The sequence below is a fragment of the Pseudomonas sp. Pseusp16 genome (assembly GCF_047324915.1).
Lineage (GTDB): Bacteria > Pseudomonadota > Gammaproteobacteria > Pseudomonadales > Pseudomonadaceae > Aquipseudomonas > Aquipseudomonas fluorescens_CD.
Genome location: NZ_CP168522.1, coordinates 116,350 through 135,936, shown reverse-complemented (window position 1 = coordinate 135,936; position 19,587 = coordinate 116,350). Strand labels below are relative to the sequence as shown.

Annotated in this window: 20 protein-coding genes, 2 tRNA genes and 1 rRNA gene; 14 read left to right on the top strand and 9 right to left on the bottom strand. The window is 59.4% G+C overall.

Going from position 1 to position 19,587, the window contains the following annotated elements:
- Positions 1-124: 124 nt before the first annotated feature.
- From ACEN8Q_RS00580 to ACEN8Q_RS00570, 3 genes are all read right to left on the bottom strand, one after another.
- A tRNA-Ala gene (locus ACEN8Q_RS00580) sits at positions 125-200 on the bottom strand.
- Between the two features lie 30 nt (positions 201-230).
- Positions 231-307 (bottom strand) — tRNA-Ile (locus ACEN8Q_RS00575).
- Positions 308-388: 81 nt separating this feature from the next.
- Positions 389-1,925: ribosomal RNA gene (locus ACEN8Q_RS00570) — 16S ribosomal RNA — on the bottom strand.
- A gap of 612 nt (positions 1,926-2,537) precedes the next feature.
- Between ACEN8Q_RS00570 and rhtA the strand changes: the two genes are divergently transcribed.
- Both rhtA and ACEN8Q_RS00560 read left to right on the top strand, forming a co-directional pair.
- Positions 2,538-3,425 carry a threonine/homoserine exporter RhtA gene (gene rhtA, locus ACEN8Q_RS00565; RefSeq protein ID WP_413423808.1) on the top strand — a complete coding sequence of 296 codons (888 nt, stop codon included), beginning with the start codon at positions 2,538-2,540 and terminating at the stop codon, positions 3,423-3,425.
- A gap of 169 nt (positions 3,426-3,594) precedes the next feature.
- A complete protein-coding gene (locus tag ACEN8Q_RS00560) occupies positions 3,595-3,876 on the top strand; it encodes a hypothetical protein (protein WP_007990112.1) in 282 nt (93 codons plus the stop codon).
- A gap of 14 nt (positions 3,877-3,890) precedes the next feature.
- Here the strand turns inward: ACEN8Q_RS00560 and ACEN8Q_RS00555 are convergent, their stop codons facing one another.
- On the bottom strand, positions 3,891-4,451 hold the full coding sequence (locus tag ACEN8Q_RS00555) for a TetR/AcrR family transcriptional regulator (protein WP_413423806.1): 561 nt from the start codon (positions 4,449-4,451) through the stop codon (positions 3,891-3,893).
- Positions 4,452-4,545: 94 nt separating this feature from the next.
- On the opposite strand from ACEN8Q_RS00555, the gene ACEN8Q_RS00550 reads away from it, so the two are divergent.
- Together ACEN8Q_RS00550 and ACEN8Q_RS00545 are read left to right on the top strand one after the other, a co-directional pair.
- Entirely contained in the window at positions 4,546-5,274 is a 729-nt protein-coding gene (locus tag ACEN8Q_RS00550; RefSeq protein ID WP_413704302.1) for an SDR family oxidoreductase, read from the top strand.
- Positions 5,275-5,310: 36 nt separating this feature from the next.
- Positions 5,311-5,901: a 2-hydroxychromene-2-carboxylate isomerase gene (locus ACEN8Q_RS00545; RefSeq protein ID WP_413423802.1), complete on the top strand. Its 591-nt coding sequence runs from the start codon at positions 5,311-5,313 to the stop codon at positions 5,899-5,901.
- Here ACEN8Q_RS00545 and ACEN8Q_RS00540 read toward each other — a convergent pair.
- On the bottom strand, positions 5,898-6,896 hold the full coding sequence (locus tag ACEN8Q_RS00540; protein WP_413423800.1) for a zinc-dependent alcohol dehydrogenase family protein: 999 nt from the start codon (positions 6,894-6,896) through the stop codon (positions 5,898-5,900). The genes ACEN8Q_RS00545 and ACEN8Q_RS00540 overlap by 4 nt on opposite strands.
- A 104-nt stretch (positions 6,897-7,000) precedes the next feature.
- Between ACEN8Q_RS00540 and ACEN8Q_RS00535 the strand changes: the two genes are divergently transcribed.
- Positions 7,001-7,918: a LysR family transcriptional regulator gene (locus tag ACEN8Q_RS00535; RefSeq protein ID WP_413704301.1), complete on the top strand. Its 918-nt coding sequence runs from the start codon at positions 7,001-7,003 to the stop codon at positions 7,916-7,918.
- On the opposite strand, the gene ACEN8Q_RS00530 is transcribed toward ACEN8Q_RS00535, so the two are convergent.
- From ACEN8Q_RS00530 to ACEN8Q_RS00515, 4 genes are all read right to left on the bottom strand, one after another.
- The gene (locus ACEN8Q_RS00530; RefSeq protein ID WP_413704300.1) at positions 7,911-9,719 is read right to left on the bottom strand and encodes an aminopeptidase P family protein; all 1,809 of its coding nucleotides are present in this window, start codon (positions 9,717-9,719) and stop codon (positions 7,911-7,913) included. The genes ACEN8Q_RS00535 and ACEN8Q_RS00530 overlap by 8 nt on opposite strands.
- Positions 9,720-9,784: 65 nt before the next feature.
- On the bottom strand, positions 9,785-10,942 hold the full coding sequence (locus tag ACEN8Q_RS00525) for a cysteine desulfurase family protein (RefSeq protein ID WP_413423794.1): 1,158 nt from the start codon (positions 10,940-10,942) through the stop codon (positions 9,785-9,787).
- 206 nt (positions 10,943-11,148) lie between these two features.
- Entirely contained in the window at positions 11,149-11,763 is a 615-nt protein-coding gene (locus ACEN8Q_RS00520; protein ID WP_413423792.1) for a LysE family translocator, read from the bottom strand.
- Positions 11,764-11,864: 101 nt separating this feature from the next.
- The gene (locus ACEN8Q_RS00515) at positions 11,865-12,134 is read right to left on the bottom strand and encodes a hypothetical protein (protein ID WP_085715261.1); all 270 of its coding nucleotides are present in this window, start codon (positions 12,132-12,134) and stop codon (positions 11,865-11,867) included.
- A 325-nt stretch (positions 12,135-12,459) separates the two neighbouring features.
- Here ACEN8Q_RS00515 and ACEN8Q_RS00510 point away from each other — a divergent pair, with 325 nt between their 5' ends.
- The 9 genes from ACEN8Q_RS00510 (at position 12,460) to ACEN8Q_RS00470 (ending at position 19,555) form a co-directional block, all read left to right on the top strand.
- Complete coding sequence (locus ACEN8Q_RS00510) at positions 12,460-12,918, top strand: VOC family protein (protein ID WP_413423790.1); 459 nt, start codon at positions 12,460-12,462, stop codon at positions 12,916-12,918.
- A gap of 391 nt (positions 12,919-13,309) precedes the next feature.
- Positions 13,310-14,512, top strand: a complete 1,203-nt coding sequence (locus tag ACEN8Q_RS00505; RefSeq protein ID WP_413704299.1) for a PepSY-associated TM helix domain-containing protein — start codon at positions 13,310-13,312, stop codon at positions 14,510-14,512.
- The gene (locus tag ACEN8Q_RS00500; RefSeq protein ID WP_413423786.1) at positions 14,509-15,051 is read left to right on the top strand and encodes a thiamine pyrophosphate-binding protein; all 543 of its coding nucleotides are present in this window, start codon (positions 14,509-14,511) and stop codon (positions 15,049-15,051) included. The genes ACEN8Q_RS00505 and ACEN8Q_RS00500 overlap by 4 nt, the downstream gene beginning before the upstream one ends.
- Positions 15,048-15,377 carry a hypothetical protein gene (locus tag ACEN8Q_RS00495; protein ID WP_413423784.1) on the top strand — a complete coding sequence of 110 codons (330 nt, stop codon included), beginning with the start codon at positions 15,048-15,050 and terminating at the stop codon, positions 15,375-15,377. Before ACEN8Q_RS00500 ends, ACEN8Q_RS00495 begins: the two co-directional genes overlap by 4 nt.
- Positions 15,374-15,946, top strand: a complete 573-nt coding sequence (locus tag ACEN8Q_RS00490) for a DUF6162 family protein (protein ID WP_413704298.1) — start codon at positions 15,374-15,376, stop codon at positions 15,944-15,946. The genes ACEN8Q_RS00495 and ACEN8Q_RS00490 overlap by 4 nt, the downstream gene beginning before the upstream one ends.
- 35 nt (positions 15,947-15,981) lie before the next feature.
- The gene (locus ACEN8Q_RS00485) at positions 15,982-16,908 is read left to right on the top strand and encodes a metal ABC transporter substrate-binding protein (RefSeq protein ID WP_413704297.1); all 927 of its coding nucleotides are present in this window, start codon (positions 15,982-15,984) and stop codon (positions 16,906-16,908) included.
- On the top strand, positions 16,905-17,753 hold the full coding sequence (locus tag ACEN8Q_RS00480) for a metal ABC transporter ATP-binding protein (RefSeq protein ID WP_413423778.1): 849 nt from the start codon (positions 16,905-16,907) through the stop codon (positions 17,751-17,753). Before ACEN8Q_RS00485 ends, ACEN8Q_RS00480 begins: the two co-directional genes overlap by 4 nt.
- On the top strand, positions 17,753-18,652 hold the full coding sequence (locus tag ACEN8Q_RS00475; RefSeq protein ID WP_413704296.1) for a metal ABC transporter permease: 900 nt from the start codon (positions 17,753-17,755) through the stop codon (positions 18,650-18,652). Before ACEN8Q_RS00480 ends, ACEN8Q_RS00475 begins: the two co-directional genes overlap by 1 nt.
- Positions 18,653-19,555, top strand: a complete 903-nt coding sequence (locus tag ACEN8Q_RS00470; protein ID WP_413423774.1) for a metal ABC transporter substrate-binding protein — start codon at positions 18,653-18,655, stop codon at positions 19,553-19,555.
- Positions 19,556-19,587 lie beyond the last annotated feature (32 nt).

Sequence of the window (19,587 nt, the reverse complement as noted above, 5' to 3'; positions counted from 1 at the left end):
TCAGTCTATCTTTCTATCACATACCCAAATTTTTAAAGAACGAACTAGTCAAAGACTAGAAATCAACATTCACCATCATCGATGGAATGCTCATTTCTAAGCTTTACACAATCAGAAGCAGTAGTGGTGGAGCCAAACGGGATCGAACCGTTGACCTCCTGCGTGCAAGGCAGGCGCTCTCCCAGCTGAGCTATGGCCCCGTATTTCTACAGGCGTTTCCCACACAAAATTGGTGGGTCTGGGCAGATTCGAACTGCCGACCTCACCCTTATCAGGGGTGCGCTCTAACCAACTGAGCTACAGACCCAATTTCGGGCTGCTTCTTATCGTCTTCTTCAATGAATCAAGCAATTCGTGTGGGAACTTATGGAGCAGCTGAGTCGTCGATTAAGGAGGTGATCCAGCCGCAGGTTCCCCTACGGCTACCTTGTTACGACTTCACCCCAGTCATGAATCACACCGTGGTAACCGTCCTCCCGAAGGTTAGACTAGCTACTTCTGGTGCAACCCACTCCCATGGTGTGACGGGCGGTGTGTACAAGGCCCGGGAACGTATTCACCGCGACATTCTGATTCGCGATTACTAGCGATTCCGACTTCACGCAGTCGAGTTGCAGACTGCGATCCGGACTACGATCGGTTTTGTGGGATTAGCTCCACCTCGCGGCTTGGCAACCCTCTGTACCGACCATTGTAGCACGTGTGTAGCCCAGGCCGTAAGGGCCATGATGACTTGACGTCATCCCCACCTTCCTCCGGTTTGTCACCGGCAGTCTCCTTAGAGTGCCCACCATAACGTGCTGGTAACTAAGGACAAGGGTTGCGCTCGTTACGGGACTTAACCCAACATCTCACGACACGAGCTGACGACAGCCATGCAGCACCTGTCTCAATGTTCCCGAAGGCACCAATCCATCTCTGGAAAGTTCATTGGATGTCAAGGCCTGGTAAGGTTCTTCGCGTTGCTTCGAATTAAACCACATGCTCCACCGCTTGTGCGGGCCCCCGTCAATTCATTTGAGTTTTAACCTTGCGGCCGTACTCCCCAGGCGGTCAACTTAATGCGTTAGCTGCGCCACTAAGAGCTCAAGGCTCCCAACGGCTAGTTGACATCGTTTACGGCGTGGACTACCAGGGTATCTAATCCTGTTTGCTCCCCACGCTTTCGCACCTCAGTGTCAGTATCAGTCCAGGTGGTCGCCTTCGCCACTGGTGTTCCTTCCTATATCTACGCATTTCACCGCTACACAGGAAATTCCACCACCCTCTACCATACTCTAGCTTGTCAGTTTTGAATGCAGTTCCCAGGTTGAGCCCGGGGCTTTCACATCCAACTTAACAAACCACCTACGCGCGCTTTACGCCCAGTAATTCCGATTAACGCTTGCACCCTCTGTATTACCGCGGCTGCTGGCACAGAGTTAGCCGGTGCTTATTCTGTCGGTAACGTCAAAACACTAACGTATTAGGTTAATGCCCTTCCTCCCAACTTAAAGTGCTTTACAATCCGAAGACCTTCTTCACACACGCGGCATGGCTGGATCAGGCTTTCGCCCATTGTCCAATATTCCCCACTGCTGCCTCCCGTAGGAGTCTGGACCGTGTCTCAGTTCCAGTGTGACTGATCATCCTCTCAGACCAGTTACGGATCGTCGCCTTGGTGAGCCATTACCTCACCAACTAGCTAATCCGACCTAGGCTCATCTGATAGCGCAAGGCCCGAAGGTCCCCTGCTTTCTCCCGTAGGACGTATGCGGTATTAGCGTCCCTTTCGAGACGTTGTCCCCCACTACCAGGCAGATTCCTAGGCATTACTCACCCGTCCGCCGCTGAATTCGGGAGCAAGCTCCCGTCATCCGCTCGACTTGCATGTGTTAGGCCTGCCGCCAGCGTTCAATCTGAGCCATGATCAAACTCTTCAGTTCAAACATCTTTGGGTTTTGAGAAAACCCTAAACTTGGCTCAGCAATCGTTGGTTACATCTTTGATTTCTCGCGGAGTAACTTGTGATGCTGATAATCTGTTGACTAGCAGTCTGACTCCACAAGCACCCACACGAATTGCTTGATTCAGTTGTTAAAGAGCGATTGGTTAAGATCTTTCGTCTCAACCGAGGCGCGCATTCTACAGCAGCCTCATTTGCTGTCAAGTGATTTTTTCAGAAGTTTTCAAGGAATCCTTAACAACTTCAACCACTTGCGCTTTCGATCTCTCGTCAGCGGGAGGCGAATTCTACAGCGTTACACGCTGCTGTCAACACCTCTTTTTCAACTTCCTTTCGGCTTCGATGACCTGAAGCAACCTGCTGCCGAAACCTACATAACTCTTTGTTTTCCAAGGAGTTTTCCGTTTCGACTGCGCCGGAAGTGGGGCGAATTATAGGCCTCCAGAATCTGCCGTCAAGCACTGATTCCGGTTTTCTACCGATATGCGTAAAAACACTGCTTATATATAGACGCGCCTGTGGGGAATGCGCAATATATTGCCCAACAGCTAGAGAAATGCCCTTATTTCCTCTTTTCGGACGATGCCACGCAATGAATGATCAGCCTCGCAGCCTAGCCTCAACTCTGTTTTCGGTTGGGCTGCTGCTCATAGCCATGGCGTCGATCCAGTCCGGAGCCTCCCTGGCCAAAAGCATGTTCTCTGTTATTGGCCCTCAAGGGACGACAACACTACGACTGATTTTTGCCAGCGTGATCATGATGCTGATACTGCGTCCATGGCGGGCAAAACTCACTGCAAGGTCCCTGCGCACCGTCATCGTCTACGGCATGGCTCTGGGCGGCATGAACTTCCTCTTCTATATGTCATTGCAAACCGTTCCGCTGGGCATCGCGGTGGCGCTTGAGTTCACCGGCCCATTGGCCGTGGCGATCTACGCCTCGCGTCGCGCGATCGACTTTTTGTGGATCGCCCTGGCTGCCGTCGGCTTACTGTTACTGATACCGACAGGAGAAGCGACCGCCGGCATCGATCTGGTAGGCGCCGGTTATGCCTTGGGTGCCGGGGTCTGCTGGGCGCTGTACATTTTGTTCGGCCAAAAAGCAGGGGCCGATAATGGCGTGCAAACCGCAGCACTGGGAGTAATGATCGCGGCGCTCTTCGTAGCCCCTATCGGTATCGTCCATGCTGGCTCCGCGTTGCTGACCCCTTCATTGATCCCTGTGGCCCTCGGCGTCGCCGTCTTGTCCACAGCCCTCCCCTACACCCTGGAGATGGTCGCTCTGACCCGCATGCCTGCCAGAACCTTCGGCACGCTGATGAGCATTGAGCCCGCCTTCGGTGCGTTATCGGGCTTGCTGTTCCTCCATGAATACCTCTCGCTGTCGCAGTGGATGGCAATCCTGTGCATCATTCTGGCATCCGTCGGTGCAACCATGACCATGAGCACTGCCGCCAGACCGGCAGTAGCTGCAGATTAATAACAGAGATGACACAGCTCTGGCATTTGCCGCTCAATTAGGCCATGTTTAGCCCCGCACCCCTGGGTCATACCATGGACAACTTCAGATAGGGATATCGATAGGCGTCAATCGAAAGCGAATGCAGCCAGACCCGGGCACAAGATCCGGGGACGCTATAAGGACAGTAATGAAACGAATTTTGATACTGATCGCCGTACTTGCAATTGCGGGCTGCGCAGCGACATCAAAAACACAGATCAAGCACGGCAAGAAAGGGTTACACATCAACTGTTCCGGACTGTCATCGTCCTGGGACAAGTGCTACGCCAGCGCCGCCAACTCCTGCGCACCCAAGGGATACAAGGTCATTGCCAAGTCGGGAGATGCCGTGGAAGAGCCCGGCGATTATCCGTTTGGCCTCAATCCTGCGGGATATACCAGCCGCAGCATGATTGTCATCTGCAAATAGGCAGGGCCGTCGCGTCAGGTTCTCGGACTTGCGATCTGACGGCCAATTTCCTCGTAGCTGGACTTCAGCACTGTGCGTTGGATATCCGGGCTAGCCAGCATGCGCGCTACGACCAGCGCGCCAATACATTGCGACAGAATCGCCCACGCCAGGCTGTCGCTTTGCAGAACACCCGCCCAACTTTCCTGAAGCCGACAAATCCAGTGCTCTGCCTGTTGGCGGACAGTCACGTCGGAACGGGCAATTTCCGCCCCCAATGCCGGTAATGCACAACCGGTTTCCGGATTCTCGACGTGAGACATGCTCAGGTACAGTTTCAAGCAGCGCTCAAGCTTGTCACGGTCCTGCCCTTCCCCCAGTCGCGCCAGACTTTGCCCCAACTCACGTTCGACAATGGTTGCGAACAACTCGTCTTTCGACGAGAAGTGGCTGTAGAAGGCGCCGCCACTCAAGCCAATCGCCTTCATCAGGCCGTCCACGCCCACCGTAGAAAATCCGGACTTCTTGGCCGATACCGCACTGCTTTCCAGCAGCTTTTGCCTGGTTTCCAGCTTGTGACTGGCCGAATAACGCATTGCCCTTCTCCTGAAATTGCGCACCTTGACGTCTGTCGAATCGTAGCATAACGTTCGTTTAGTTAACGATCGTTTACCAATAAGGGATCCACCCATGAATAACAAGAAGGTCGTACTGGTCGTCGGTGCAGGTGATGCCACGGGCGGCGCCATTGCCAAGCGTTTTGCCCAGGAAGGTTTTGTCGCCTGCGTCACCCGCCGCAGTGCGGACAAACTCCAGCCACTGGTGGATGCCATCAAGGCTGATGGTGGCGAGGCCCACGGTTTTGCCTGCGATGCACGCAAGGAGGAAGACGTGATCGCGCTGGTCGAGCAGATCGAAGACCAGGTCGGCCCCATCGAAGCATTCGTCTTCAATATCGGCGCCAACGTGCCGTGCAGCATTCTCGAAGAAACCGCCCGCAAGTATTTCAAGATCTGGGAAATGGCCTGTTTTTCCGGTTTTCTCAACGCGCGTGAAGTCGCCAAGCGCATGACCAAGCGCCAGCGGGGCACTATCCTGTTCACCGGCGCCACCGCAGGCATGCGCGGCGCTGCCGGGTTCGCCGCATTTGCGGGAGCCAAACACGGCATTCGTGCACTGGCGCAAAGCATGGCCCGAGAGCTCGGGCCGATGAATATTCACGTTGCCCATATCGTCGTCGACGGCGCCATCGATACCGACTTCATTCGTGAAAGTTTCCCCGAGAAATACGCCACCAAGGATCAGGATGGCATCCTCAATCCCGAGCATATCGCCGAAAACTACTGGTACCTGCACAGCCAGCCCCGCGATGCCTGGACCTTCGAGCTGGACCTTCGCCCCTGGAGCGAACGCTGGTAACTTCTGCGACACAACAATAAGAGGAGAGCCTTGAACATGAGCAAAACCGTGGAGTTCTACTTCGACCTCGGCAGTCCCGCCACCTATCTGGCCTACACCCAGCTACCGAAGATCTGCGCACAGACCGACACCCGGTTGATCTACATTCCACTCTTGCTGGGCGGAGTGTTCAAAGCCACTGGCAACGCCTCTCCGGTGACGGTACCGGCCAAGGGCCGCTACATGTTTCAGGATCTGGACCGCTACGCCAAACGCTATGGCGTGCCTCTGAAATTCAATCCCCACTTCCCGATCAACACCTTGATGCTCATGCGCGCTGTAACAGGCATGCAGTTGCGCCACCCTGACCGCTTTGCCGCCTTCATCGATTGCCTGTTCAAGGCCATTTGGGTCGACGGCCGCAGCCTGGATGAACCGGCAACCGTCGCGGCAGTGCTCAGCGAAAACGGTTTCGATCCACAAGAGGTCCTGGCACTGACCGCCGATGAGGAAGTCAAAGCCCTGCTCAAGGACAACACCGAAAAAGCCGTAGAGCGAGGCGTATTCGGAGCCCCAAGCATGTTTGTCGACAACCAGCTGTACTTCGGCCAGGATCGACTGGACTTCGTGCTTGAAGCCTTGAGTTAAATCTCGACCACCAACCGCCCCTTTGCCGCTCCCGACAAGAGCAGTGCATGGGCGGCTTCTGCGGTTTGCAAAGTGAACGGGTGCGGGTCAAGCAAAGGTACGAGCTTACCCGCCTCTATCAACCGTGCCGCCTCGCGCAGAATCTCGCCGTGATGTTCACGCCCCCGGCCCGTCAGGAGCGGCAGCAAAGTGAAGACACCGGAATAAGTCGCCCCGCGAAAGGAAAGCGGTGCCAGGCTGTGCTGCCCCCAGCCCAGGCAACTGAGCACATGACCGTGATACATCCGGGCAGCCTTGAATGACGCATCCAGGGTTTCGCCTCCCACTGTGTCATAGACAATGTCGAAACCCTCACCGGCCGTATGTTGCGCCACATAGTCTTCGACCGAAGCTTTGCGATAATCGATAAATGTTGCACCGAACCCTTCGATGATCGATTGCTGCCCGGCCGAGCCCGTGGCAAAAACCTCAGCGCCAAAAGCGCGGGCGATTTGCACAGCGACATGTCCGACGCCACCGGCACCGCCATGAATCAATACCTTCTGCCCGGGTCGCACGCGAGCCCGGTCCACCAGACCTTCCCAAGCGGTGATCAGCACCAGCGGCAAACCGGCAGCCTCACGCATGCTCAGGTTGTACGGCTTACGTGCCAACAGTCGCGCATCGACCGCCGCGTATTCGGCCAATGAGCCTTGAATTCCACCAATACCGGTGGCCATGGCGTACACCTCATCTCCCGCAAGCCAGCCACTGACGCCCTCTCCCAGCGCCTCTACGGTCCCGGCCAGATCCATCCCCACTATCGCCGGCAATGGCTGACCTGCATGGGCTGCTTGCCCCGAGCGGATTTTGCCATCCAGCGGATTCACACCGCTGGCCTTGATCTTGACCAATACCTGCCCCGCCTGCGGCACCGGACGCGCAATGGAAACCAAACGTAACGGCGCATTGGCCGAGTCGACCATCATCGCGCGCATATTCAGTGTGTCAGTCATTTCGCCATGTCCCATCAGAAGTGAATACAGGATCAATCTTGCCTCGCCCAATTCATGCCGATAAGACGCCATATCGCTATAGTGACCATGCCGATACAGCATCAATGAGGAATCCCGTGGACAAACTCACCGCAATGGCGATTTTCGTGCGAGTGGTCGAACGGGGCAGTTTTTCTGCCGTTGCCCGGGAGATGCAGACCAGCCAGCCGACCATCAGCAAAGTGCTGCAGGCGCTGGAAACCCGATTGGGGGGAAAGCTGATTGCCCGCAGCACCCGCAAGTTATCCCTGACGGATGAAGGTCAGCGCTATTACAACGAATGCCGGATCATCCTCGCCGCCGTGGACGCGGCGGAACATAGCTTCCAGTCCGGTCGCGAAAAAGTCGCCGGGCCGTTGAAAATCGGCTCGTCGGTGAGTTTCGGCCGCTTGCAGATCGCCCCTCGGTTGCCGGACTTTCTCAAACACTACCCTGAGGTTCAGATAGACCTGCAACTGAGCGATCAAAACCAGGATCTGGTCAGCGAAGGGCTGGATGTCACGTTCCGGATCGGTGCCCTGAACGACAGTGGCCTGATCGCTCGCCTTGTTGGCACGACCCATCGGGTGACCGTCGCATCACCTGACTACCTCAGGCAATACGGCCAACCGCAAACACCACAGGAACTGAGCGGGCACAATTGCCTGATGTTCAACCTGCTGAGCAGTCATAACCTGTGGGTGTACACAAAAGACGCCCTACGCCACGAAGTGCGGATCAAGGGCAATGCACAGAGCAACAACTCCGAGGCGATCCGTGAACTGGTGCTGGGGGGATTGGGAATTGCGTTGTCACCGGTGTGGCTATTCAGCGAAGACCTGATCGCTGGCCGGGTGATCGCGATTTTGCAGGATTACAGCACGCTGTCGCTGCCGATACATGCCGTATCCCCGGCGAATCGTCGCCAATCCGCCAGGGTCAAAGCCTTTGTCGACTATATGGCTCAAGCGCTGGAAAAAGCGCCTGAGCTTCACATCAAATAGCCGCGGTGCGGGTGTTCAGCCACTCCAACGCGGCACCCTCGACCAGCGGGCTCAAGCGTTCGCGCACTTCGGCGTGGTAAGCGTTGAACCACTGCTTCTCCTCCTCGGACAACAGCGATGTTTCCAGGCAACGCGTGTCGATCGGGCACAGGGTCAGCGTTTCGAACTTCAGGAACTCGCCGAATTCGCTTTTGCCCGCCTCACGGTTCATCGCCAGGTTTTCAATGCGCACCCCCCAACGACCCGGACGATAGGTGCCCGGCTCAATGGACGTGATCATGCCGGGTTGCATCGCAGTTTGCGGTGCAGGTGCGGCCTGATAGGCGATGACTTGCGGACCTTCGTGGACGTTCAGGAAGTAACCGACGCCATGACCGGTGCCGTGACCATAGTCGACACTTTCCGCCCAGATCGGCGCGCGGGCGATGGCATCGAGCAGCGGCGACAGAATGCCTTTGGGGAATTGCGCGCGAGACAAGGCAATCACGCCCTTGAGCACGCGAGTGCAGTCGCGTTTTTGCTCGTCGGTCGGCGTGCCCACCGCCACCATCCGCGTGATGTCGGTGGTGCCGCCCAGGTACTGGCCGCCGGAGTCGATCAACAGCAGACCGTCCCCTTCGATTACCGCGTGTTCTTCTTCGGTCGCGTGGTAGTGCGGCATCGCGCCATTGGCGTTGAACGCGGCGATGGTGTTGAAACTCAGCGACACATAATCCGGACGACGCTCACGGGCGGCGGTGAGTTTTTCGTCGATGGTCAGTTCGGTGATGCGCTCGCGGCCCAGCGCCGAGTCGAGCCAGGCGAAGAATTCGCACAGCGCTGCGCCGTCCTGTTCCATGGCCTGACGGATGTGCTCGGCATCGGCCAGGCTTTTTTGCGATTTGGCCAGGGTCGTCGGGTTCAGGCCTTCGAGCAGTTTCACCCCGCTGTCGAGGTTGTCCAGCAACCCCGCCGTGACCCGCGCCGGGTCGACTTGCAAGCTCGCGCCGCTCGGCACGGCGCGCAGTGCGGCAGCGACTTCGCTGTAATCGCGCAAGGTCACACCGTCCTGTTCGAGGATTGCACGCAACTCGGCGCTGACTTTGCTCAGGGCGACAAACAGCGTGGCCTGTTGCTGATTGATCAGGGCGAAGGAAACAAACACCGGGTTGAACGACACGTCGCCGCCACGCAGATTGAACAGCCAGGCGATGTCATCGAGGGTGGCGATGAAATGCCAGTCGGCCCCCTTCGCCTTGAGGGTTTCACGCAGTTTGGCGAGTTTTTCGCCACGGCCAACGGTCGCCTGTGGTGGCAAGTGCTGATAGATCGGCTCGTCCGGCAGGCTTGGGCGGTCGCTCCAGACTCCGCTCAACAGGTCGATGTCGGTGCGCAGACGGGCACCACGCTCTTCAAGTTTACCGCCCAGGGTCCGTGCCGAAGCCACGGCCATGACCGCGCCATCGACCGCGACCACGCCACCTTCCGGAGTTTGCTCGGCCAGCCATTCCAGTGGCCCGGGTTGACCCGGTTGCAGCTTGACCAGATCAATACCGCTGCCCTTGAGTTCCTTGGTCGCCTGCTCCCAATAACGGCTGTCGGCCCAGACGCCGGCAAAATCCGGGGTCACGATCAAGGTGCCGACCGAACCATGGAAACCCGACAACCACTGACGCCCCTGCCAGTAACCCGGCAGGTATTCGGACAGGTGTGGGTCGGCCGACGGCACCAGCAAGGCGTGAATGCCCTCCCGGTTCATCAGTTCGCGGGTTTGCGCCAGGCGCTGGGGCACCGATCCATTGGTCGAAAGCTGCGTATTCATCGTGTCTCCTGCTAACCACTTCATCATTATTGTTGAGTGCCGATCAACGTCGGCGCTTCGTCGCCCTACTGCCAGAATGCCGGAGCACTGGCGCAGGCTGCCTTGATCAGTTGAACCGCCTGGTCGATATCCTGCTCGGTGGTGAAACGCCCGAGGCTCAAGCGGATGGTGCGACTGGCCGAGCGGGCGTCATGCCCCAGGGCCAGCAGTACATGGGATGGGGCATTGCTCGCGGAATTGCAGGCCGAGGTCGCGGAAAACGCGATCGAGGCCAGCAACGCTGCCGGGTTGAACTCGCCTTCACTGAAGGTCAGGCTCAGGGTATGGGGAATGCGCCGGGTCGGGCTGCCGTTGAGACGCACGCCGGGAATGCTGTGCAATTGCTCGAGCAAACGTTCACGCAAACGCTCGATGACGGCTTTCTCTTCATCGAAGGACGCTGCCGCCAGCGCGAATGCCGACCCCATGGCCACGATCTGGTGGGTCGCCAGGGTACCGGAACGCAAACCGCCCTCATGCCCGCCGCCATGGATCTGTGCCTGCAATCGTTGTTGTGCACGCGGACCGACGTACAACGCACCGATGCCTTTGGGGCCATAGAGCTTGTGCGCAGAAAACGACATCAGGTCCACCGGCCACTGCGCGAGGTCGATCGCCACTTTGCCCGCGCCCTGTGCGGCGTCGACATGGAACAACGCCCCGCGGTCACGCACCACCTGGCCGATGGCGGGAATATCGTTGAGCGTACCCAGTTCGTTGTTGACCAGCATCAGCGACACCAGGAAGGTGTCCTCGCGCATGGCTTCGCTGACCGCTTGCGCGGTGATCAGCCCTTCGGCGTCCGGCACCAGATAGGTCACGGCTACACCGGCATCCTGCAGTTGCCTGGCGGTATCGAGAATGGCCTTGTGTTCGATCTGGCTGGTGATGATATGGCCGCCGCCAGTACCGCGGGCCTGGGTCACGCCCTTGAGCGCGAGGTTGTTGGATTCGGTGGCGCCTGAGGTCCAGACGATCTGCTCAGGCGTCGCACCGACCAGTTCGGCGACCTGGCGTCGTGCTTGCTCTACCGATTGCCGGGCCTGCTGGCCGAAGACGTGGGAACTTGAGGCCGGGTTGCCGAAATTGCCGGTAAAGCCCAGACACTCGACCATCACCTTGATGACCCGCTCATCCACCGGCGTGGTGGCGGCGTAATCGAAATACAACGGACGTTTATTCATAAAGGACTCGCAGAGCGTGTTCCGGGATCAGGAAGCTCGTGACTGTAAACGGCAAAGCGCAGCCTTGTGAGCTGCGCGCTGTTTTCAGAACGTTACCAATACCTGATCGGATGCCGTTAAAGAAGGACTACTTCATTTAATAGTGCGTAGGAACGCTCCTGAAAAGTCAGCTTAACAGGCATCGGGCAACCGGTTGAAGCAATGCGTCAGCTAAAGCTTTCGAGCATCAGCGGATACAGCGAACCAACAAGCAGCGCGGCCATGCCCCAATTGAACAGGCGCAGCCAGCGGCGATCCTTCAGAACGTTGCGCAACAGCGTGCCGCAAGCGGCCCAGACACCGACGCTCGGCAGGTTGATGATGGCAAAAACCGCCGCAATCACGATCACATTGGTGAAGTAACCCTGCATCGGCGTGTAGGTGCTGATGGCGCCAATGGCCATGATCCAGGCCTTGGGATTGACCCACTGGAACGCGGCGGCGCCCAGATAACTGATCGGTTTCGCCTCGCTCTGCTGACTCTCCGAGATCGGCCCGGAATGGGCGATTTTCCACGCCAGGTACAGCAAATATGCCGCCCCCACATAGCGCAGCACGGTGTAGAGCAAAGGGTAAGTCTGGAACACCGCACCCAGGCCAAACCCGACTGCCACCACCAGTACAAAGAAGCCACAAGTGATGCCCAGCATGTGCGGAATCGTGCGGTTGAAACCGAAGTTCACCCCGGATGCCAGCAACATGGTGTTGTTCGGGCCGGGTGTGATCGAGGTGACGAGAGCGAACAGGGCGAAGCCCAGCAGCAGGTCGAGTGAGAGCGTCATGGGTGGTAGTCCGTCAGGGTCGGTCAGGTGTTGACCCTATCGCACACCTTGGGCGAAACCCATGGACAGTTACGCGAAACTTGGACCAGTACAGTTTCGCCTCAGCTTGGACGACCGTGAAGCTGTACAGATCGCCCGGCGTTCATTTCACCCTGGTTGTCGAAGCCGAACGATTTTTTCGGCTGGCCGAGCAGTTCGGCTTTTTTCGCGTGGTACTCGTCGAAGGACAACCCGCGGCGGTTCAACGCTTCCAGCGCCAGTTCCCTGCTTTCTTCAGCCGTGTAAGGGCGAAGCTCCGGGGAAACATGGCTGGCACATCCGGCGAGTACGGAGACGGCGAGCATCAGCAAAGTGGCGATCATCGGTTTCATTTTGGCGTCCTGGCGACTGGGTTCGAGGCAATGAACACAGGCTACCCGCGCCTCCCGGGCAGCAGAAATCAACGCTTTCAATAGTGGCTATCAGGAAATGGCGATCATTGCCCTGATCAGCACTGGTCCACCGGACTGCAACGCAGGCGATGTGCCGGGAGAACACGGGCCGGGAGCGCACTGGCCGGAGCCTGCCTGATGGCACTTATATGGCGTTGCTGCTCGTCGGGCGCTCGGTGAGGGGAAAGAGGCTGGCCTATATTTATTCGGCCGCACAACGGCACAGGCACTTTCCATTCACACTACAAGAACAGGGAGATCCATCATGAGCGTCAAACCCATTCCAGAGGGGTATCACAGCATCACCCCCTATCTGGGCATCAGCAAGGCCGCCGACGCCATCGCCTTCTACAAAAAAGCCTTCGGCGCCATTGAAGTCATGCGCCTGAACATGCCCGATGGCGGTGTCGGTCACGCCGAACTGCGTATCGGCGATTGCCCGATCATGCTGGGCACACCGTGCGATCAAGGGCCGCTGAGCAATCCGGACAAATCACCGTCCGTGGGTCTGCATCTGTACGTGACAGATGTCGACAAGTCCTACAAACAGGCCATCGATGCCGGCGCAACCGTGGTATCGGAGGTCAAGGATCAATTCTACGGCGACCGCACCGGCACGTTGAAGGATCCCTACGGGCACCTGTGGTTCCTGGCCACGCGCAAGGAAGACTTGACCCAGCAACAGATCGAGCAACGGGCGAAGGAAATGTTCAGTCAGGGTTGAAACCATCCTTAGCCTCTCGGCCCTCATCGCGAGCAGGTTCGCTCCCACTCCTACGCTGGATCTGTGGCCACTCAAGGCCCCTGTGGGAGCGGGCTTGCCCGCGATGAGGCCGGCACATCCAATAGATATGTTGACTGACACACCGCCTTCGCGAGCAAGCCCGCTCCCACCGTTTGATCTCCAGTGAATGTAAATCCTGCGCAGGTTGCCCGGCCTCTCGGCCTTTCGCGAAACATTTTCTTTCATTTCCCCTTTCGGGATTTCCCCTGCTCATCCGTCCTACATAGATGCAGTCCTCTCGCGTAGGCAAAAGCCACGACTGGACCTTCAGGGCGCTCATCCCTGCGAAGCCCGCAGCCGAGCAGCCTCTCATCCAGGCAAGACCTCCAACATGTCAAAGAAGTCCCGTTCAAAAATCTGGTTCCTGGTCCATAGCTGGCTGGCGCTGCCGATCTGGTTTTTCGTGCTGATCGTCTGTGTGACCGGCACCCTGGCGGTGATCAGCCAGGAAATCGTCTGGCTGGCCAACCCGCAAATGCGCGCCAGCCAGCCCTCGGACGATGCACCACTGCTCAGCTATCAGCAGGTCATCGAAGCCATCAGCAAGGCTGAACCGCAGACCGTGGTGCAGAGCATCAGCCGCCCTGACGAGTCGCACTTCGCCCTGGATGTCGAAGTCAGCTACCCCGACGGGCGCTCGGTGGTGATTTATGTCAATCCGTACAGCGGCGTGATCCAGGGTGTCGCGCCGGAATTCAACTTCCGTGCCTTTACCCGAGCCCTGCACGCCTGGTGGCTGGTGCCGTTCACCAATGGCTATAGCTGGGGCTGGTACCTGGTATCGTTTCTCGGCTTGCCATTGCTGGCGTCGCTGATCACCGGGCTGGTGGTCTACAAACGCTTCTGGAAAGGCTTTTTCCGCCCGACCCTGCGGATTCGCCACGGCGCGCGAATTTTCTGGGGCGACTTTCACCGCTTGAGCGGCATCTGGTCGATCTGGTTCATCGCGGTGATTTCCATCACCGGCACCTGGTTCCTGATCCAGGCATTGCTGTCCGATAACCAGATTTCCATTTCCACCGAAAAGATCATCCCGGCGATGTCCCGCGAAGCGGTGCCGCTGTCGCCCGATGGCTCGCCTGCGCCGCGCATCGACCTTGATCGCGCGATTGAAATCGCCACGCAGGAAATCTCCGGGCTGGAGGCCAGTTTCGTCAGCCTGCCGGGCAATGCCTACAGCCATCTGGATGTCGGCGGACGCGGTTGGTATCCGCTGATGTTCCAGACCGCCACCCTCAACCCGTACAACGGCGAAATCGCTGCCTCGCGCCTGATTTCGGACCGTTCGACCCTGGAGTTCGTCACCGAGTCCATGCGCCCGCTGCACACCGGCGACTTCGGCGGCCTGTGGATCAAGCTGATCTGGGCGTTCTTCGGCCTGCTGCTGAGCATGATGGTGCTCAGCGGTTTGCTGATCTGGACCAAGCGCACGGCACTGGCCACGGCCAATGCCTTCAAGCGCGGCAACAAGAAACAGCGCGGCACCACGGCGCAACCGGCCACCCGCAACGAAGCGTCGGAGGTCAGCCTGTGAGCAAAGTCACTGCGATCGCACAACCCTCGCGCCTGAGCGTGCTCTGGAACAAATGGCGCTTTCACCTGAACGTCCTGTTGCTGCTGATTCCACTCGGTTTCATGCCCAAGTACTTCGCCGACGAGGCGCTGATGCGTGGCGACAGTGGTCTTGGCGAACGGGAAGTCGGTGAAGTCCAGGTCGGTCCATGGAGCCTGCGCCTGGCGGAATTGCGCAACGCCGCGCCCATGCCCGATGGCCCGGCTGGCTACATGAAGGGCTTCAACGCAGCGCTGTGCGATGCCTGTATCGGGCAGGTCAAGGCCACGTACCTGCGCATCGGCAAGCCCCGCAGCCTGCGCGCGGCCGGGGTGATTTTCTTCGGCGCGCCGTACCGCATGGGCGCGTCATTGCCCGTCCCGGAGAAGACCACGGCCGACGCCGAACTGTGGATCACCATGGAAGGCTGGGACGGCGCCATGCATCAGGCATCCATTCCTTTGAGCCAGGCCTCCCCCGCCACCATCGCCTGGCTGAACAAACAAGGAGGCAAACCATGATCCCCCCTCTTCGCCCACTCAAAGCCATGTTGCTGGTGCTCTGCGCCGGCTTCAGCGCCAGCGCCCTGGCCCACAACCCGATGTGCGAATGCAAGGCCATCGACGCCGAACAGATCAAGTGCACCGGCGGTTTTTCCGACGGCAGCGGCGCGCCGGGCGTGACCCTCGATGTGATCGGCTACGACGAAACCATTCTGGTGCCGGGCAAGCTTGGTGCCGACTCGACCCTGACCTTCAAGAAGCCTGGCGCCGAGTTCTATGTGCTGTTCGATGCCGGCCCCGGCCACGTCGTGGAAATTGACCAAGCGGACATCGAGGCGCCATGAGCACTCCAGCGATCCAAGTCGTGCGCCCGGCCGGGGCCGGTCACGAAACCCTCTACGTTATGCTGCTGTGCCTGATTATTTTGGCGGTGGCCGGTTCGGTCGTGATCTGGCGTGGTGAATCCCATGAGGTGCACAGCGTCAGCAGCCATCAACTGGATGCGCGCCGTGACCTCAGCGCTTCCGAGCAAGGCATCTACGCCGATTTGCGGGTGACGCTGGACGAGATCCATCTGCTGCGCCAGGAGCAGCAAACGCTGCCGACTCCGGAGGCTCTCGCCGAGGAAGGTTTTGCCCCGTTTGCCCAGGATGCCAGTTCTATCAGCCGTGGTGGCCATGCCTGGCAATTGCTCAACGCCAAGGCCTACTTCGGCCAGAGCCAGACGCCGACGGTCGCTGGTTCATTCCTGATGCGCTTGACCGCCACCGATGCCGCACCGGACATCTGGCTCAACCGTGCCGACACGCTCACGGCTCCGGCCGACCTCAGCGACGCCGCGCTCGAAAGCGCCGGCTGGCAGCAGGTCATCGCGCAATTCGATGCCGGTGTGACCCGCCAGCACCGGCACTGATCACTCGCCCTCACCCGAGAGAAGACTGCTTTCCCATGCCTATTTCAACTCAACGCTCTTTCCTGCGACTGCTGCTGGCGGGCCTGCTGGCTTGCCTGCTGCCATCACTGGCCAGCGCCGATGAGGCCAAGCGCCTGCGCATCGGCATCACCCTGCACCCTTATTACAGTTATGTAGCGAACATCGTCGGCGAAAAGGCTGACGTTGTGCCGCTGATTCCGGCCGGTTTCAACCCGCATGCCTACGAACCCCGCGCCGAAGACATCAAGCGCATCAGCGGGCTGGACGTGATCGTGCTCAACGGCGTCGGCCATGATGATTTCGCCGACCGCATGATCGCCGCCAGCGAAACCCCGAACGTCCCGGTGATCGAAGCCAACGAAAACGTGCCGCTGCTGGCTGCCACCGGCATTGCCGCACGCGGTGCCGGCAAAGTGGTGAACCCGCACACCTTCCTGTCGATCAGCGCCTCGATTGCCCAGGTCAACAACATCGCCCGGGAGCTGGGCAAGCTCGACCCGGCGAATGCCGGGACCTATACCGAAAACGCCCGCGCCTACGGCAAGCGCCTGCGCAAGATGCGCGCCGACGCCCTGGCCAAACTGACCCAGGCACCGAACGCCGAACTGCGGGTGGCCACGGTGCATGCGGCCTACGACTACCTGCTGCGTGAATTCGGCCTGGAAGTGACAGCCGTGGTCGAACCGGCCCATGGCATCGAACCGAGCCCGAGCCAGTTGAAAAAAACCATCGATCAACTGCGTGAGCTGGATGTGAAGGTGATCTTCTCGGAGATGGACTTTCCCTCCACTTACGTCGACACCATCCAGCGCGAATCCGGCGTGAAGTTGTATCCGCTGTCGCACATTTCCTACGGCGAATACGCCGCCGACAAGTACGAAAAAGAAATGACCGGCAACCTCGATACCGTGGTGCGGGCGATTCAGGAGTCGGGCGCATGACATCGAAAGAAACGTTCATCACCGCAAGCGCCGAATACCCTGTGGGAGCGGGCTTGCTCGCGAAGGCGTCCAGTCAGTCAACATTATCGTCAAATGACGCACCGCTTTCGCGAGCAAGCCCGCTCCCACAGGTTCCCGGGCCGACCCTGGATTTTGCCGAAGTCAGCCTGACGCTCGGGCGCACGACGATCCTCGACAACGTGACATTTCAAGTCCGGCCCGGCAGCGTGCACGCACTGGTCGGTCCCAACGGCGGCGGCAAGAGCTCGCTGATCAAGACCCTGCTCGGGCAAATGCCCCACCAGGGCCGCTTGAGCCTGCAGTGGCCGGGCGAACCCGGCACCATCGGCTACGTGCCGCAGGCGCTGGAGTTCGACCGGGGCTTGCCGATGACCGTCGACGACTTCATGGCCGCCATGTGCCAGCGCCGTCCGGCGTTTCTCGGTTTGAGCAAACACTATGCGGCGGCGATTGGCGAGGCTCTTGAACGGGTCGGCATGCAGGACAAGCGCAAGCGCCGCATGGGCGCGCTGTCCGGGGGCGAACGGCAACGGGTGTTGCTAGCCCAGGGTCTTATCCCGCCTCCGCAATTGCTAGTGCTCGACGAACCGATGTCCGCCCTCGATGAGGCCGGCATTCAGGTGTTCGAACGATTGCTCGGTGACTGGCGTGCGGCGGGTATCACCGTGCTGTGGATCGAGCACGATCTGGAAGCGGTCGGACGCCTGGCCGATCACGTCACCGGGCTCAATCGCCGGGTGCTGTTCGACGCCACGCCGCAACAGGCGCTGACACCGGAGCGTTTGTTGACGCTGTTCTCGACCCATCCCCGGAGCCTTGCCTGATGAGTTACGAAGCTTTTCGCCTGATGGTCCAGGGCTGGGCGTCGTCGGGTTATCTGCCCGAGGCGTTGGCCTATGGGTTCGTGGTCAACGCATTGCTCGCCGGACTGCTGATCGGCCCGGTGCTGGGAGGTCTGGGCACACTGGTGGTGGTCAAGCGCTTCGCGTTTTTCTCCGAAGCCGTCGGCCATGCCGCGTTGACCGGCGTGGCCATCGGCATCCTGCTTGGCGAACCCTACACCGGGCCTTACGGCAGCCTGTTCGGCTACTGCCTGCTGTTCGGCATCCTGCTCAACTACCTGCGCAACCGCACCGGCCTGGCGCCGGACACCTTGATCGGCGTGTTTCTCTCGGTGTCGCTGGCCCTGGGTGCGAGCCTGCTGTTGATTCTGGCGGGCAAGATCAACGTACACATTCTGGAAAACGTGCTGTTCGGCTCGGTGCTGACGGTCAACGGCAACGACCTGCTGGTACTGGCCATCGTGGGTTCGCTGGTAATGGCCCTGGCGTTGCCTTTGTACAACCGCATCATGCTCGCCAGCTTCAATCCGCAACTGGCAGCGGTGCGCGGGGTGGCGGTGAAGGTCCTGGATTATCTGTTCGTGATTCTGGTGACGTTGATCACCGTCGCCGCCGTGAAGGTCATCGGTGCGATTCTGGTCGGTGCCCTGCTGGTGATTCCGGCGGCAGCGGCACGCTTGCTCAGCCAATCGCTGAAGGGTTTTTTCTGGTGTTCGGTGCTGATCGCCACCGTCAGCACGCTGTGCGGGATTCTCGCGCCGATAGTCTTCGACCTGCCAATCCCGTCCGGCGCCGCGATCATCCTCGTGGCCGGTATTGCCTTCGCTCTGGCCGCCCTTGCGCGCGGCGTCGTCCCCAGCCTGAAAGGGAACCTTGGATAAATGATTTTTTCACTGCGCCAACTGACCCTCGCCGTTGCCCTGTGCGGGTTGGCCGCCACGACCTTCGCCGCCGACAGCGGTAAACCGCTGCGTGTGCTGGCCGCCTTGCCGATTACTTATGGTCTCGGTGAAGTACTGCTCAAAGGCACCGACGTCAGCCTCGAACGCGCCGCGCCGGCCAACCTGCCCGGCAGTCGCCAGACCGCCTACTTCACCGGGCGTGGCGCCCCGGCGCTGGCCAAACTGGCGAACGATGCCGACGCGGTGATCGGCCTGCGCTCGCTGTGGCCGGATGACCCGCTGTACCCGATCTCCCGGCGCAGCAATATCCGTATCGTAGAGGTCGATGCCGCCCGCCCGGTGGATGGCGCCCTGCCCGGCATTGCCTTGCAGCCTGGCAACAAGGTCGACGGGCTGAACAGTCAGCCGTGGTTCTCCAGCAATAACATGGGGCGCATGGCCGATGTGATGGCCGCGGACCTGGTGCGCCTGGCCCCCGAGGCCAAGCCGAAAATCGACGCCAACCTGGCAGCCCTCAAGCAGCGTTTGCTCAAGCTCAGCGCCGACAGCGAAGCGCGCCTGGCCAATGCAGACAACCTCAGTGTGATGAGCCTCAGCGATCACTTCGGCTACCTGACCGGCAGTCTCAACCTGGAATTGATCGGCCAGGACGCACGCCCCGATGCCGAGTGGACACCTGAGGCGCTCAAGCAATTGGACACAACGCTCAAGGACAATGACGTGGCCGTGGTGCTGCATCACCGGCAGCCGTCGGATGCGCTGAAAGCGGTGATTGCCGGGTCGGGTAGCCGATTGGTGGTGTTGAGTACCGATGCCGAGGATCCGGTGGCGGAGCTGGAGGGGAATGTGGATCTGGTCATCAGGGGGTTGAACGGCGCGTAATCCTGTAGGAGCTGGCTTGCCAGCGATGGGCT

Bases quoted from the DNA above. Each gene is read 5' to 3' on its own strand.
- rhtA (WP_413423808.1), top strand. From the start codon at position 2,538: ATGAATGATCAGCCTCGCAGCCTAGCCTCAACTCTGTTTTCGGTTGGG.
- ACEN8Q_RS00560 (WP_007990112.1), top strand. From the start codon at position 3,595: ATGAAACGAATTTTGATACTGATCGCCGTACTTGCAATTGCGGGCTGC.
- ACEN8Q_RS00555 (WP_413423806.1), bottom strand. From the start codon at position 4,451: ATGCGTTATTCGGCCAGTCACAAGCTGGAAACCAGGCAAAAGCTGCTG.
- ACEN8Q_RS00550 (WP_413704302.1), top strand. From the start codon at position 4,546: ATGAATAACAAGAAGGTCGTACTGGTCGTCGGTGCAGGTGATGCCACG.
- ACEN8Q_RS00545 (WP_413423802.1), top strand. From the start codon at position 5,311: ATGAGCAAAACCGTGGAGTTCTACTTCGACCTCGGCAGTCCCGCCACC.
- ACEN8Q_RS00540 (WP_413423800.1), bottom strand. From the start codon at position 6,896: ATGACTGACACACTGAATATGCGCGCGATGATGGTCGACTCGGCCAAT.
- ACEN8Q_RS00535 (WP_413704301.1), top strand. From the start codon at position 7,001: ATGAGGAATCCCGTGGACAAACTCACCGCAATGGCGATTTTCGTGCGA.
- ACEN8Q_RS00530 (WP_413704300.1), bottom strand. From the start codon at position 9,719: ATGAATACGCAGCTTTCGACCAATGGATCGGTGCCCCAGCGCCTGGCG.
- ACEN8Q_RS00525 (WP_413423794.1), bottom strand. From the start codon at position 10,942: ATGAATAAACGTCCGTTGTATTTCGATTACGCCGCCACCACGCCGGTG.
- ACEN8Q_RS00520 (WP_413423792.1), bottom strand. From the start codon at position 11,763: ATGACGCTCTCACTCGACCTGCTGCTGGGCTTCGCCCTGTTCGCTCTC.
- ACEN8Q_RS00515 (WP_085715261.1), bottom strand. From the start codon at position 12,134: ATGAAACCGATGATCGCCACTTTGCTGATGCTCGCCGTCTCCGTACTC.
- ACEN8Q_RS00510 (WP_413423790.1), top strand. From the start codon at position 12,460: ATGAGCGTCAAACCCATTCCAGAGGGGTATCACAGCATCACCCCCTAT.
- ACEN8Q_RS00505 (WP_413704299.1), top strand. From the start codon at position 13,310: ATGTCAAAGAAGTCCCGTTCAAAAATCTGGTTCCTGGTCCATAGCTGG.
- ACEN8Q_RS00495 (WP_413423784.1), top strand. From the start codon at position 15,048: ATGATCCCCCCTCTTCGCCCACTCAAAGCCATGTTGCTGGTGCTCTGC.
- ACEN8Q_RS00490 (WP_413704298.1), top strand. From the start codon at position 15,374: ATGAGCACTCCAGCGATCCAAGTCGTGCGCCCGGCCGGGGCCGGTCAC.
- ACEN8Q_RS00485 (WP_413704297.1), top strand. From the start codon at position 15,982: ATGCCTATTTCAACTCAACGCTCTTTCCTGCGACTGCTGCTGGCGGGC.
- ACEN8Q_RS00480 (WP_413423778.1), top strand. From the start codon at position 16,905: ATGACATCGAAAGAAACGTTCATCACCGCAAGCGCCGAATACCCTGTG.
- ACEN8Q_RS00475 (WP_413704296.1), top strand. From the start codon at position 17,753: ATGAGTTACGAAGCTTTTCGCCTGATGGTCCAGGGCTGGGCGTCGTCG.
- ACEN8Q_RS00470 (WP_413423774.1), top strand. From the start codon at position 18,653: ATGATTTTTTCACTGCGCCAACTGACCCTCGCCGTTGCCCTGTGCGGG.